The sequence below is a fragment of the Flavobacterium sp. 1355 genome (assembly GCF_017833415.1).
GTDB lineage: Bacteria > Bacteroidota > Bacteroidia > Flavobacteriales > Flavobacteriaceae > Flavobacterium.
The window spans coordinates 148,015-162,943 of the sequence record NZ_JAFICC010000010.1; the positions used below are offsets into that span (position 1 = coordinate 148,015).

The 14,929-nt window shown below is 33.8% G+C and carries 12 protein-coding genes and 1 riboswitch; of the genes, 1 reads left to right on the plus strand and 11 read right to left on the minus strand.

The window, feature by feature from the left end:
* Positions 1 to 70 precede the first annotated feature (70 nt).
* The 10 genes from JOD96_RS14265 to JOD96_RS14310 all read right to left on the minus strand — a co-directional run bounded on the left by JOD96_RS14265 (position 71) and on the right by JOD96_RS14310 (position 10,517).
* Complete coding sequence (locus JOD96_RS14265; RefSeq protein ID WP_209564910.1) at positions 71 to 574, minus strand: RDD family protein; 504 nt, start codon at positions 572 to 574, stop codon at positions 71 to 73.
* Positions 575 to 669: 95 nt separating this feature from the next.
* Positions 670 to 1,185, minus strand: coding sequence for an alpha/beta hydrolase (locus tag JOD96_RS14270; protein ID WP_209564911.1), 516 nt, complete (start codon positions 1,183 to 1,185; stop codon positions 670 to 672).
* Positions 1,186 to 1,267: 82 nt separating this feature from the next.
* On the minus strand, positions 1,268 to 2,440 hold the full coding sequence (locus tag JOD96_RS14275; protein WP_209564912.1) for a trans-sulfuration enzyme family protein: 1,173 nt from the start codon (positions 2,438 to 2,440) through the stop codon (positions 1,268 to 1,270).
* Between the two features lie 140 nt (positions 2,441 to 2,580).
* A complete protein-coding gene (locus JOD96_RS14280; protein ID WP_209564913.1) occupies positions 2,581 to 3,006 on the minus strand; it encodes an OsmC family protein in 426 nt (141 codons plus the stop codon).
* 90 nt (positions 3,007 to 3,096) lie between these two features.
* Positions 3,097 to 5,511 (minus strand): bifunctional aspartate kinase/homoserine dehydrogenase I, encoded by a 2,415-nt coding sequence (gene thrA / locus JOD96_RS14285; RefSeq protein WP_209564914.1) that lies wholly within the window; start codon positions 5,509 to 5,511, stop codon positions 3,097 to 3,099.
* A gap of 1 nt (position 5,512) precedes the next feature.
* Positions 5,513 to 6,496 (minus strand): alpha/beta fold hydrolase, encoded by a 984-nt coding sequence (locus JOD96_RS14290; RefSeq protein ID WP_245188416.1) that lies wholly within the window; start codon positions 6,494 to 6,496, stop codon positions 5,513 to 5,515.
* Between the two features lie 76 nt (positions 6,497 to 6,572).
* A riboswitch (SAM riboswitch) is annotated at positions 6,573 to 6,680 on the minus strand.
* A gap of 188 nt (positions 6,681 to 6,868) precedes the next feature.
* Positions 6,869 to 7,069 carry a hypothetical protein gene (locus JOD96_RS14295; protein ID WP_209564916.1) on the minus strand — a complete coding sequence of 67 codons (201 nt, stop codon included), beginning with the start codon at positions 7,067 to 7,069 and terminating at the stop codon, positions 6,869 to 6,871.
* Between the two features lie 605 nt (positions 7,070 to 7,674).
* A complete protein-coding gene (locus tag JOD96_RS14300; RefSeq protein WP_209564917.1) occupies positions 7,675 to 8,763 on the minus strand; it encodes an aspartate kinase in 1,089 nt (362 codons plus the stop codon).
* A 214-nt stretch (positions 8,764 to 8,977) separates the two neighbouring features.
* Entirely contained in the window at positions 8,978 to 10,282 is a 1,305-nt protein-coding gene (locus JOD96_RS14305) for an O-acetylhomoserine aminocarboxypropyltransferase/cysteine synthase family protein (RefSeq protein WP_209564918.1), read from the minus strand.
* 49 nt (positions 10,283 to 10,331) lie between these two features.
* Entirely contained in the window at positions 10,332 to 10,517 is a 186-nt protein-coding gene (locus tag JOD96_RS14310) for a hypothetical protein (protein ID WP_209564919.1), read from the minus strand.
* A gap of 796 nt (positions 10,518 to 11,313) precedes the next feature.
* On the opposite strand from JOD96_RS14310, the gene metK reads away from it, so the two are divergent.
* A complete protein-coding gene (gene metK / locus JOD96_RS14315; RefSeq protein WP_209564920.1) occupies positions 11,314 to 12,564 on the plus strand; it encodes a methionine adenosyltransferase in 1,251 nt (416 codons plus the stop codon).
* 56 nt (positions 12,565 to 12,620) lie between these two features.
* Here metK and JOD96_RS14320 read toward each other — a convergent pair whose 3' ends face one another.
* The gene (locus JOD96_RS14320; protein WP_209564921.1) at positions 12,621 to 14,861 is read right to left on the minus strand and encodes a hypothetical protein; all 2,241 of its coding nucleotides are present in this window, start codon (positions 14,859 to 14,861) and stop codon (positions 12,621 to 12,623) included.
* Positions 14,862 to 14,929 lie beyond the last annotated feature (68 nt).

A 14,929-nucleotide genomic window follows, 5' to 3' on the forward strand; every position in this document is an offset into this window, starting at 1 on the left:
AGTTATATTCTACTAAATTAGTATAGTTTAACTAATTTGCTTCTGTAGCAATTTTAGCTTAACGGATAATTTATGATTCTGTTTCAGTTGCACCAATTAATTTCAATTCATGAAACAATCGAACCTCTTCCTCTAAGGCTTTTTTATTGACAACATATGTATCAGAAATAGAGTCATGCCATCCTCTGCTTCCTAAAAAAGAGAAATTATCAAAAGGGATTAAACGAGAAAAAGATCTTTTGACAACTGATCCAAAATCTGGTTTTTCACCATTTTCATCAACTAAAACTGTTCCTGTGATAAACTTACCAATCGATCTGCCAAATATTCCTTCGGTGATAAAAAAATAGGATAAATATATAACTACCAACACCAAATTCCACCCGGAATCTCCCATACCATCCATTGCTTCCCGCAAACCATCGAGGCCAAACAAACCAATAAGAACACCGATAAATAAACATATCATTACAAATATGATTGTAACAAATATAAAATCTAAAATGTAATTTAAAAAGCGTTGGCCGCTTGAAGCCAGTAATGTTTCATCAAGAATATAAGTAGAGTTGCTCATGTGTAATTGGTTTTTATTGTTGTTAATGTTTTTAGTTATGGAACAACAAAAATATACTTTTTGACGAAAGAATTGCTAAAAAGTAAGAAAAGAGTCTACCTTAAATTTTTACAAATTACAAAAGCATTTTTTTGCTGTAGATATAGCTGATGGCTTTCGTTTTGCAAAATCTCTCCAGCTATTTTTAAGTCTGAAAACCACTTTGGGTCTGGCTTTTTTAAATCTTTTTCTCCAAAATATAATTTGATTTTGCAGTTAGGTGTTTTTGTTTCAAAACGTAATCTTGTAGATGAAACTGCAATTAGCTGAGATACATTTAACCCTTTTAAAGAAGCTTTCCAGGCAATGGTTCCTCCTATGCTAAATCCCAAAATCGTTATTTCTTTTTTCTCATAAGCCAATAATGCCTTTATGACATTGTCTATTCCGCCGTTTATAAATTGACTGTGAATATTTGCTTCATCATTATCAGGAGAAATACCCGCCAATTGAAGAATATCATAATATTGAGTATCAAAATCTGATTCTAATATCTCTGTATAATGTTTTATCCATTCCGGGTTTTTACCTCCAAATAAATCTGATAAAATAACCAATCTGGGTTTTGGCATAATATAAATTTTAAAAACTAAATTTCAGATACTAAAAAGGGCTATTAAATAAATAGCCCTCTTAATTTTTGTATAATTTACGTTAAGCAAGTGCTTGCTTCAAATCTGCAATAACGTCTTCTACTGTTTCTAAACCAACAGAAACGCGGACCAACCCTTGTGTGATTCCTACTGCCAATTGGTCTGGTTCAGATAATTTGCTGTGTGTTGTTGATGCCGGATGCGTCACAATAGTTCTTGTATCTCCAATATTTGCCGAAAGTGAACAAAGTTTTATATTGTTTAAAAATTTTCTTCCTGCTTCAATTCCGCCTTTAATTTCAAACGCAATAATATTGCCGCCCAATTTCATCTGTTTTTTGGCAATCTCATATTGTGGATGCGATTTCAGGAATGGATATTTGATACTGTTTACATTTGGGTGAGCTTCTAAAAATTCTGCCACCTTCAATGCGTTTTCGCAATGTTTCTCAACACGTACTGCCAAAGTTTCTAAACTTTTTGACAAAACCCAGGCATTAAATGGTGACAAAGCCGGGCCTGTATTTCTCGAGAACAGATAAATTTGTCTGATAAGATCCTCGCTTCCAACTGTAACGCCTCCCAACACACGACCCTGACCGTCTATTAATTTAGTTGCTGAATGCACAACCAAATGCGCCCCAAATTTAATTGGCTGCTGAATATATGGTGTTGCAAAACAGTTGTCAATTATTAGAATCAGATTGTGTTTTTTGGCGATATCTCCCAATAATTGCATATCGATTACGTCTACTCCCGGGTTTGTCGGCGATTCTGCGTATAATATTTTTGTATTTGGTTTAATAAAACTCTCGATTGTTTCCGGTTTGTTGATATCAAAATAAGATGTTTCGATATTCCATTTAGGAAAATAAGTCATGAACAATGCGTGAGTAGATCCAAAAACGCTGCTGGCAGAAACGATGTGATCTCCGGCATTTAATAAAGCTGCGAATGTAGAATAAACTGCCGCCATTCCTGTTGCAAAAGCATATCCGGCTTCTGCACCTTCCATTTTGCAGATTTTATCGACAAACTCTGTTGTGTTCGGGTTGCTGAAACGGCTGTAAATGTTTCTTTCTTTTTCTTCTGTAAAAGAAGCTCTCATATCTTCTGCATCTTCAAATACAAAGCTTGACGATAAGTATAATGGCACCGAATGCTCTAGATACTGAGTTCTTTCTAATTGTGTTCTTATGGCTTGTGTTTCAAAACCAAATTCTTCTGTATTCATTGTGTTGTTTTTTGTTTTTTGTTTCAGGTTTAAAATTTCAGGTTTTACAGTGAGCAAAACTTAAAGCCAAACTAAAACGAGTCTAATCTTTTATTCAATCCGAGCATTTTCTAATTGACAAATTCCCAAATTATCTAATTCTATAATGATTCGTTGTTTAGAACAACTTTGTATTTAATTGTTGCTGTTGGTTCTACTGTTTTGGCAACTGAGCAATATTTCTCGAAAGAAAGCTGAGCGGCACGTTGTGCTTTTTCAGGATTGATATCGCCTTCTAAATAGAAAACTACATCTATTTCCTTAAATGGTTTTGCTTCGTCAATCTGAACGCGGGTTCCTTCTACCTCAGCATTAAAAGAAGTGATTTCCTGACGTTGTTTTTTTAGGATAGAAATCATATCAATAGCACTGCATCCCGCAACACCCATTAATACTAATTCCATTGGACTCGCTCCCAAGTCACTACCGCCAAATTCGGCTCTGCTATCAACATCGACTACATGACCTCTTTCATTTTTTACTTTAAAATGGAATGCGTCGTTTACTCTGTTTAGGGTTACTTTCATTGTGTGTTATTTTTTTATTTTTTTATTATCCACAATCTTGTCATTTCGATCCCGAGGCTTCGGGATCGAAATGACAAAACTGGACCGATATCACTCTTTCTCCGATAATCTCAAAATATCTCCAAAAACACCTCTTGCCGTAACCGCAGAACCTGCACCGGCTCCTTGTATTACGATTGGACGATCTCCGTAAGATTCTGTATAGATTTCGAAGAATGAATCTGAACCTTTTAGTCCGCCCAAAGCAGTGTCTGAAGGAACAGATACTAGTTTTACTTCTAAAATTCCTTTGTCGTTTTGCAAATCTCCGGACAATTCACCGATGTATCTTAAAACGTGATTTGGTTTTTGATCGACTTTGATTTTCTCGTAAATCGGATCGAATTCTTTTAGTTTCGTTAGGAAATCTGAAACATTTCCGTCACGTAAATGCTCCGGAATCAGGTTTTGAATCGAAATTTCTTCAAACTCATTTTGTAAATCTAATTCTCTTGCCAAAATCAGTAATTTTCTGCCCACATCATTTCCGCATAAGTCTTCACGCGGGTCAGGTTCTGTATATCCGTTATTAATTGCTTCCTGCAAAATCTCACTAAACGGAGCGTCTTTTGCAGAAAAATTATTAAATAAATAACTCAGTGTTCCAGAGAAAACGCCTTTAATCTTTGTGATATTTTCTCCCGAAAGGTGTAATAATTTAATTGTATCAATTAACGGCAATCCGGCGCCAACATTGGTTTCGTACAAATAATTCTTTTGATTTTCGGCCAATGCTTTTCTGATTTCTTTATAAAAACCATAACTTAAGGTATTGGCTACCTTATTTGAAGAAATCAAGTCGAAACTGCTTTCGATAAGTGAAATATAATTTTCTACAAATGAAGCACTTGCGGTATTATCAATTGCAATTAAGTTTTCTAAGTGATGCTCATTCGCGTAGGCGATAACATCATTAATTGTGTATGCAAGGCCTTCTTTTTGAATATCGTCCTTCCATTCTGAAGTTACGCCGTTTTTATTTAAAAGCACCTTTTTAGAATTGGCAATAGCAAAAACATTCAGTTTAATGCCTTTTCGTTTTTCGATTGCTGCAGTTGATTCTAATATTTGGTTTATTAAAGTTCCGCCAACTAAGCCATGACCAAAAATTGCAATGTTGATTTTTTTAGAAACTCCAAAAATCTCTCCGTGAATTACGCTCAAAGCTCTGTTTAGTTCGGATTTTTTTACCACCAAACTCACGTTTTTACCCGTAACAGTGTTGTTGAATAATATCGGAACAATTTTGTTTTTAATTAAAGCAGTATATGGTTTATGGAATGTACTCAAATCCTGACCGATAATAGAAATTACAGATACATTATCTGTTACTGTAATCTGATTTACATCTTTAGAATAAAAGTCATTTTCAAACTCTTTTTCTAATTCAACCATTGCTGTAGTTGCTTTTTCAGTTGCTACAACCAGGCCAATTCCTCTTTCTGAAGATCCCTGCGAAATGATGCTCACACTGATATTATGATCGCCCATTACTTTAAAAATTCGGGCATCAACACCTGCTTTTCCAAGTAATCCTCGTCCTTCAAGATTTACCAGTGACACATTTTCTAAAACAGAAAGTGTTTTAATTCCTTCTTTTGTTGAATCAGAAGTGATTAATGTTCCTCTGTTTTCATGATTGAAAGTATTTAAAATTCGTAAAGGAATGTTTTTTTCCAATAACGGAATTATCGTTTTGGCATGCAGGATTGTTGCTCCAAAGTTGGCAAGCTCGTTTGCTTCATTAAAAGATAAAAACTCTATCTTTTTTGCATCTGCAACCAAATCGGGATTTGCGGTATAAATTCCGTCAACGTGAGTAAAATTTTGAAGCTCTTCTGCATTTAAATAATTTGCGATTAAAGAAGCGGTATAATTACTTCCGTTTCTTCCTAAAGTAGTAGTATCATTATTGTTGTTTGAACCAATAAAACCAGTTACAATATTTACTGTTTTTCCGTTATGTTCTTTAAAGTAGTTGATAACGTTTTTCTTAGAAAGCTGTTCAAGAGGCTGGGCATCACCAAATTTAGAATCTGTTTTTAAAAGATGTCTTGTATCAACAAAATTGGCAGGAATTCCTTTTTCTATCAAAATTGCAGTCAATAATTTGGCCGAAAGCAATTCTCCTTTAGACAAAATCTGATCTTTAATTTTATTGCTGTAATCGCCAATTAAACTAACTCCTTCAAAAAGTTTGTCCAGGACATTAAATTCTTCTGATAAATCAACCTGCGGATAATCTGAGATCTGATATTTTTTAAAGTTCTCTAATAATTCTTTATAACTTCCGTTTTTTGCGGCAATGCTTAAAATAAATTCCAATTCATCTGTAGCATTTCCGCGCGCAGAAACAACAACGGCAATTTGCTCGCCCTGATTTACTTTATCTGTAATAATTGAGACAACTTTGTTAAGTCCTTCTCCGTTTGATAATGATTTACCTCCAAATTTTAATATTTTCATTTTATCTTTTTATTGTTTCTGCCTTAAAAATATCGGCAAGTAAATGGTCTAATTGTTTGTACTCGATTAAAAAAGCGTCATGCCCGTGAACAGAATCTATTTCGCTGTAAAAAACATTGTCTTTGAACTTTTTTAATTCTTCATAAGTTTCGCGATTTTCTTTTGGTGTAAAAAACAAGTCCGAATTGATTCCTATAATATGAATCGACGCAGTTGTTTTAGACAACAATGTTTCAAAATCATCGCTGTTTCTGGTAATGTCTATTGTTTTAAGCAATTGATTCATCAGTTTATAGGATGATAACTGATATCTCTTTTGTAATTTTTCTCCGTGATGCGCCAGCCAGCTTTCTATATTAAAAACAGAAAGATTCGTATTTATGGTTCGTTGAAATTTTTCTTTGAATGATTCCGGAGATCTGTAACACAACATCGCATGAATTCTGGCGTCCTCAATTGGTTTTGTTGAATTATTAAGGATCTGTTCCTGCAAAAAGCAATTGGCAATCATCCAGTCTGTCGATTTCCAGTCTGTTGCAATCGGGATTAGATGTTCTGCAATTTTTGGCTGCAAGGCCAGCATTTCCCAGGCAATTCCGCCGCCAACAGAACCGCCGATTATAGTATGGACGTAATTTATATTAAGGGCCTCAAGTCCTGTTAAAAAAATTCTGGCAATATCTCTGGTCGTAAAATCCTTGTAATTTTCAATGATAAACGAGTCATTTCCGTTACCGGGAACATTAAATGCCAGCACGGTATAAATGTTGGTATCGATTGTTTTCCCGTTGCCTATTAAATCGCTCCACCAGCCGTTTTCGCCGGTAACCTCAGCATTTCCTGTCAGGGCATGATTTACCAGAACAATTGGAGCACTGTGCAACGGCAAACCAGAAAGCGTAAAACTTAAAGGTAATGTATGATAGCGTGCACCATTTTCTGTGGTGAAATTTTGTATGTTTATAGGGTTTGGTATATTTTCCAATTTCAAATCTGTTGTATTATGATTTGTATCTGGAAATATTAGAAAGAAAGTCTAGATGAAACCAGACAAATTCTTGTTGTTATCTTTCCACGTTGGGCGTGGTAGAATGCAGCACCTTCTTCGAATTAACGAAGGGTTGCTAAGGATTCATCGGGTCTAATCCCTCGTCCTTTCTTTATAACATTTCAATACGTTTCTGAACTTAACGGTGCAAATTAACTACTATTTTCTTAAACAAGCAAATTTATCTGAATCAAATCTTGAAATCAATGAATATACTTTAAATCAAAAACTATTGTACGCAAAAATTTACCGAACATTATGCCCAGTAAAATTAAGCGGGTTTTACCCTATCCGTTGGTACTTTTCGATTTAGATGAAAAGTGTTTCATTTTCTTTAGAATACATCAAAAACAATAATGAATTTGGTGCTTTTTTTTCTGCGTTTTTATCTGTCTCAGTAATTCCAAAACTTGGATGAATCAATTCGTTTGTTGGCGGCGGATTGTTTCTTTTGGTTCTGATGTTTTTCAATTTAGAAAATGCTTTTGTTAAGTAGTTTGCTGTTTTCATGATATTAAGTTTTAGTTCAGTTGTGTTATAATCTTTATTAATCTTTTATTTTTTTGTTAAGGCAACCCGATGGAATAAAAAAACCCTTTTGGTTTCTGACGCCAAAAGGGTTTTAAGTTGTTTACACTTATATATTCTTTTGGAATCAACAGACGCATGCACAAATAGCTGCGACAGTGAACATCTTGTTCATCTGTAGGGATTTATTAACCTGTGATTTATTTGTTATTTTAAAAAATTTCTGCATTTTGTATAATTTAAAAGCCTCCTGATATTAATTGGGAGGCTTTGCATATAATGATTGTATTCTTACAATTTTTAAGCAATAGACTTCCCAACGGTTTTTACCGTAATGGCGCAAAACATTTTAGAGACTTTCCAGTTCAATTGATTAGCTTTTGGGTTTAACAAATATGCAATTTTATTTTTAATTACACAAATGAAAACCAATAAATTAATACGAAAATCCGACAAAAAAAGACTTTTTAACGATATAAAACATCTTACAAAACTTTTGTTCAATGAAAATTAAGTAAAAACCTACAAATAATATGATTTTCTCCGCAAATCAGTTTATCAAAGAACATTTTTAAAACTTATTATTCTTAAAGCCAGACCGCTTCCTTATTTTTAATTTTTTCGGCTACTTTTAAGATGTCTGTTATAATTCCGCGGGAAATAGCCTGTTTACATGCCGATGCACTTTTGATCACAATAGGAACATCAGCATAAGATTGCGTGTAAATCTCAAAAATGGTATCGGAGCCTTTGAGTTGTCCTATGGCAGAAGACGCAGGTTCTGAAACCAATTTTACTTCGAGTGTATTTTTCTGAACATCAAATTCCCCAACATATCTCAGAACATGATTATCTGCCTGGGTTATTTTTGCAATTTTGAAGTATTTGTCAATAGCTTCTTTGTTGAGGGTACCGTGTTTCTCGAGATGTTCTTCTTTTATAAGTGAATTAATTTTTATGTCAGAAAGCTCAAAATCCTTCCCTATTTCTCTTGTTAAGATTAATAGTTTTTTTGCTGTGTCATTTCCCGATAAATCTTCTTTAAATGTAGAACGCATAAAACCTAAAAGACTTGCATCTTTTAAAACTGATGAAAAAGTAACCTCATCTGACGAAAACCGATTAAAAACATAACTCAGATTATCTGAAAAAACGCCGCGTATTTTTGTGATCTTTTCTCCGGAGTAATACAAATCCCTTAAAGGCTGTAAAACGGGAACGCCCATATCTACGGATGTTTCATACAGAAATTCTTTATCGTACTTTTTCAGGTTCGCTCTTATTTCCTTATAAAGTTCGATTGGCAATGTATTGGCTTTTTTATTTACCGCTACAATATTAAAGCCGTTTTGGATCAACGTATTATAATGGTGTATTAATTCATCACTCGCTGTTGCATCTACGGCAATCAAATTTTCGAATTCATTTTCTTTGGCAAATTCAACAATGTCTTCTACCTTAAACGGAACGGCCAATTGTACAAAATTGGTTTCCCAGGCATATCCAACGCCTTCTTTCTCAAAAAAAGCTACAGTAGAATTGGTAATGATAGGAAAGTGAAAATCGATATTTCTGTTTTGAAGAAAGAACTCCTGACTTTCTATAATCTGATTGATTAATGTACTTCCTATATTGCCAATTCCAAAAAGGATTATATTTATTTTAAGCTTTGACATAATTTTTAATTTTAATTAATTAAACCCTATAAGTGATATAAGTTCACTTAATTTTTCAACGTTTATATTGTTAGACGCACTGCTGTGCGCTCTGTAAATGAACTTATATCACTTATAGGGTTCAAACATTTATGCTGAGTGCTTTTTCATAAAAAATCACCTTTAGCAACACCACATCACTAAAGGCAATTTTTCAAACAAAAAACAAAAAAACCTAATTTTTATTGATACTGTATTGCGATTGCGTAATGGTTGCGAAAACCGTTTGCAGATCGGCAATTAAATCTTCAATATCTTCGATTCCGACAGAAAGACGAACTAAGTCTTTAGAAACTCCTGTCTCTAATTGTTCATCATCAGTCAATTGCTGATGAGTGGTACTTGCCGGATGAATAATCAATGATTTTGTATCTCCTATATTTGCCAAAAGCGAGAATATCTTCGTTTGGTCTACTACTTTTTTAGCAGCATCAAAACCTCCTTTTAATCCAAAAGTTATAATTCCGCTTTGTCCTTCCGGCAGATATTCTTTAGCCAAATCAAAATATTTATTCGATTTCAGACCCGGATAATTTACCCATACTACCTCATCCTGCTGCTCTAACCATTCGGCCAAAGCCAAAGCATTTTCACTGTGTTTCTTAATTCGGATTGGCAGCGTTTCTAATCCCTGAATAATCTGAAAAGCATTAAACGGGCTCAGTGCCGAACCAAAATCACGTAAACCTTCAATTCTTGCTTTTGCAATAAAAGCAGCATTTCCTAAAGCTTCGTGATAAACCAAACCATGATATCCTGCTGATGGTTCTGTAAATTCAGGGAATTTTCCGTTTGACCAGTCAAAAGTCCCGGCATCAATTATAACGCCTCCTAATGATGTTCCGTTTCCTGATATATATTTGGTTAAAGAGTGAATCACAATATTTGCTCCGTATTCAATTGGTCTTAATAAATAAGGAGTGGCTACGGTATTATCTACAATAAATGGAACTTTAAAAGATTTTGCTTCCTGCGAAATTGCTTTCAGGTCCAGCACATCGAGTTTTGGATTACCAAGAGATTCCACAAAGAAAGCCCTGGTATTTTCTTTTGCTGCTTTAGTGAAGTTGCCTGCATCAGAAGGATCTACAAATGTTGTTGTAATGCCTAATCTGGGCAAAGTCACTTTTAACAAGTTATATGTTCCGCCATACAAACTATTTGATGCTACGATATGATCGCCGGCTTTTAGCAAAGTCAATAAAGTTGTCGAGATTGCCGATGCTCCAGATGCCGTAACAACTGCTCCAATTCCTCCCTCAAGTGCGGCTAGCCGTTGTTCCAGAACATCGTTTGTTGGGTTATTTAATCTTGTATAAATAAATCCTGCTTCGGCCAGACCAAAAAGATTGGCTGCGTGATCAGAATCATTAAAAACATATGATGATGTCTGATAAATAGGCACTGCTCTTGTTCCTGAATTTTTAGAAACATCGTGCCCTGCGTGTAATGCGTTTGTTGCAAATTTTTGTGTACTCATGATTTTTAGTTTTTTTAATAGTATTAAATAGTATTTTTAATTTTATGGTTTAATTTTTAAAGAAAACATTCTCTTCTTCCAGTTCATACATTCGAAACAGTAAGGATTGCTGACCTTTTGTATGTTGTTCCTGATTTTGTTCTATAGTTTGTATTTTTTCTTCTGGCTTATTGTTATTTTTTTGAGCATCTGTTCTTAACAAATACTCGAATGCGATTGAATTTAGTGTTTTCATAATTTTATAAATTTTTAAAGTATTAATAAAAAAACCCTTTTGGCTGGCTTACCAAAAGGGTTTATAGTTTAACTATAACAAAGATTTTATCTTTCACTTTTAGCAACAGCAGAGGGGAGCGCATTTGCGCATACAACATATCATCATCATTTTATCTGCTATTGTTTTCATATTTATAATATTGTTTTCTAAATTATTTAATTCGACTAATTTGATAGAGTAAATATAGTAACTATTTTCTAACTACCAAACAAAAAGATATCTTTTAACATTTAAAGGTTGTTTTTACTGATATTGACTATTGTAATATTTCAATTTATTACAAAAAAAACCTCTGCAGCTGGCAGAGGTTCTATATTATATATTTGAAAATAATCTACAATAGTCTCTCTGCGGAAGTTTCCGGCATCATACAAGACATATTGTTTAAGATTAATTTCATGTTTTCTTTATTTCCTTTCGTTTTGATTTGGCAAATTTGGTAACTTTTTTGAGAACTGCCAAATAAAAACATAAAATATTTCTATTACCCTATCAAAGTAGTATGTTATGTTAAATTTCTGCGTAATAAAACAAAAAAAGTTGAACTTTAATTTGCAAATCAAAATGGTTTTATACCTTTGCACGCGAATACAGAGGAAAAATTTGAACTGATTGCAACCTCTTCATAATGAAATGATTTGTTATGAATGCTGAAAGATTTAATTTCAGCAGTAAAAAATGCTAAAGCAGGAACCCTCCTTTAGCCTTTTCAGCAATTTTTCACCTCGCATTAATTTTAATTTAATAAATTATTATGGCTTATTTATTTACGTCAGAATCTGTTAGTGAAGGACATCCAGACAAAGTTGCAGATCAAATTTCGGATGCATTAATTGACAACTTTTTGGCTTTTGATGCTAATTCAAAAGTAGCATGTGAAACTTTAGTTACAACTGGCCAGGTTATTTTGGCTGGTGAAGTAAAATCAAATACTTATCTTGATGTTCAGCAAATTGCCCGCGAAGTAATCCGTAAAATCGGATATACTAAAAGCGAGTATATGTTTGAAGCGAATTCTTGTGGGATTCTTTCTGCAATTCATGAGCAATCTGCAGATATCAATCAGGGTGTTGACAGAGCTAAGCCAGAAGAGCAAGGTGCAGGAGATCAGGGAATGATGTTTGGTTACGCAACTAATGAAACAGAAAACTACATGCCTCTGGCTCTTGATTTATCTCATAAATTGTTACAGGAATTAGCGATTTTAAGACGCGAAAACAAAGAAATCACTTATTTACGCCCTGATGCAAAATCTCAGGTTACTTTAGAATATAGTGATGATAATAAACCAACCCGTATTGATGCGATTGTAATCTCAACGCAACACGACGATTTTGACGAAGAAGCTACTATGCTGGCTAAAATCAAAAAAGATATTATCGAAATTTTGATCCCAAGAATCATTGCAAAAAATCCTGCTCACGCTCATTTATTCAATGATAAAATCAACTACCATATCAACCCAACAGGAAAATTCGTAATTGGAGGACCTCATGGAGATACTGGTTTAACAGGAAGAAAAATCATCGTTGATACTTACGGTGGAAAAGGAGCTCATGGTGGTGGTGCTTTCTCTGGAAAAGATCCAAGTAAAGTTGACAGAAGTGCTGCTTATGCTACACGTCATATCGCTAAAAACTTAGTTGCTGCAGGTGTTGCTGACGAAATCTTAGTGCAGGTTTCTTATGCAATTGGAGTTGCAGAACCAATGGGTATTTTTATTGATACATACGGAACTTCTAAAGTAAACCTAACTAATGGCGAAATTGCTAAAAAAGTAGAAACTATCTTTGATATGCGTCCTTACTTTATCGAGCAGCGTTTGAAATTAAGAAACCCTATCTACAGCGAAACTGCTGCTTACGGACATATGGGACGTAAACCAGAAGTTGTTACCAAAACTTTCTTCGCTCCCGGAGGACATGAAAAAAGTTTAACGGTAGAGTTATTCACATGGGAAAAACTTGATTTTGTTGATCAGGTAAAAACTGCATTTGGATTATAATCTAAACCGCATTCTATATAAAAAAGCCATTCTGATCAGAATGGCTTTTTTTAGTTTTAATATGTTCCGTTTTGCATTTTGTCCAATACTTCTTTCATGTCGTTTAAGGTTTGTTCTTCATAAACTGTAGCTGAATATTGCAATGCTTTTTTCTGTGTCTCAATAGCTTTTTCTTTTTGCCCGTCTTTGTAATATAACTGTGCCAAAGTGTCCAAATAATACGGATTGTTTTTGGTTACTACCAAACTATATTCTGACCAGTTAATCGCTTTCTTAATAAAATCTGAGTTTTCGGGTTTTAATACTACTGACCAGGAAGCAGAATTTGCCAGATTCGAATGATAATCTTTAAACGAGTTCCATCCTCCGTAAGCATACTCAGAATTAGGATCTATTGTAGCGTACATGTTATCAAGTTTCTCAATTACATTTCCTTTTTCTGCAGATAAATAAGAATCATAATACGTACTAAATTCTTTTAAATAAGCGGTATCGTTAGTTTTTGTTTCGCTATCCTGACTTAAATAAGCAAAATAATTTTTATAACAATCAAACCCGCCTTTTCCGGCTGCAATTAGTTTTTTGTAGATAGAAATGATTTTATCCTGACTCGCACTTCCTTCAACACCTTCCTGCGAAACATAACTGTTCATTTGCAAGGCAGATGAAATTTCAGTACTTAGATTACCGATTTTAGCAACTTCATATGTTGGATTTTCAACTTCTGTATTTGCTTTTTCAATCGCATCATAATATTTAATCAAATAATCTATAGAAAGAAAATCAGCATCATTCAGCACTCGGTCTTCTTTGAAGAATTGCTTATAAAATCCCTGATTCTTAATTTCCTTCAGGATTGTCCCTACCAAAAGCATATTGGGTTTAGCATCTTTTTGATGTGCCTCAATTAATTTCTTCCAAATTTGCAAAACCTCTTTTTTATCCAAAGAAGCATTGTTTAGATTAAATTCAGCAGCATTAGATTCTGCAACAACAGTATAATCTGAGTCGTAATCGTAAGGTAATTCGAGTATAGCGGCTCTGTTAAAAGCAGAAACCAAATCAGCATCGGTTGCTTTTTTGTTTTTTATAACTTTATTAAAAGTATAAAAAGCATTTGCTCTCTGTACTTTTTTGCAAAAATCATCGTAGTAATTAAATTTTTCCTTTTGATCATTTAAAGTAGATTTTGCAGAAGTCAAAATATCCCCGTCCCCGTTTAAAACTATTACGCTTGGGCTGTCTGTTAATTTGTTGGCCTTTAGCCATTTTTTATCATCGGCAGTGGCCAGATAATAATTAAAAATATCATATTGAGGATCATAAACATCATACATATTATAACCAACCTGAACTTCCTGATCTTTAATAAAAGCATCAAAGTCGGCTTTTGCCGAAGCATTTTTACTGTCTGAATAAACAACCAGGAATTTAGTTTTGGCATTTTTTGTAGCTGCGATGGCATCCTTTAAATTATTTTCAACTTTAAATTTGAAATCTATTTTGGGTTGTGTATAGGCATCTACAACCGCTGCAGCACTATCTGCCGCTGCAGCAGCACCATAATCTTCTGAATAAGCTTCTTTTCCAGGATAAGTCCATTTTGAAATGCTTTGTTTTTCAATCGGAGCAACACTTTGAGTAATCGTTGCAGGCGGAGTGTTTTTTTCGTTTAAAAAAACTATTGGATCTTTTCCTCCCGGACCGGAAATTTTAAGCTCATTTGTTTTTTTGTCATAAAAGCCAGATATTTTTAAATCTCCTAAAACATCAAACTCATATTTTATAGTTATTTCAGAAACATCTTTAGGCAACGCGTATTTGTAAATTTTAGAATCAGTATCATATCCTTCATAAACTAGATATAAAAAGTCGGTTTTTTCTATTTCAAAATCAACATCTACACTTTTCCACTCAGGATCGACCGTTGTTTTAATGTCTGCAATTCTTTGGTACTGAACTTCTTCTGTACCATTTTGCGTTCCGATATAAAAAGAATAATAGGACGGGTCTAAAAACTTAATTTTTATTTTTTTTGCTTTCTTATCATTTTTAAAAGTCAGATTAAAAGATTCATCTGCTTTTTTAGTTTCAGAAAACACCAGTGAATCCCCTTGGATTTTATATCCTCCGGAATAAAAGACTAATTCATATTTATCATCATCTAATAAGTTTAATTTAATTTTTTGCCCCTTGTTTGTTGACAGATAAGTTCCTTTTTCGATGTTTTTTGTTTGAGAAAAAGCAACAGACACTAAACAAAAGAAAGCTAAGAAACTCCATATAAAATTGCGCATCCTTAATTTTTTTGACTTGTTAATATTAAACGTAAAGATATTCGATTATTATCAAATTCAAGGGTCTT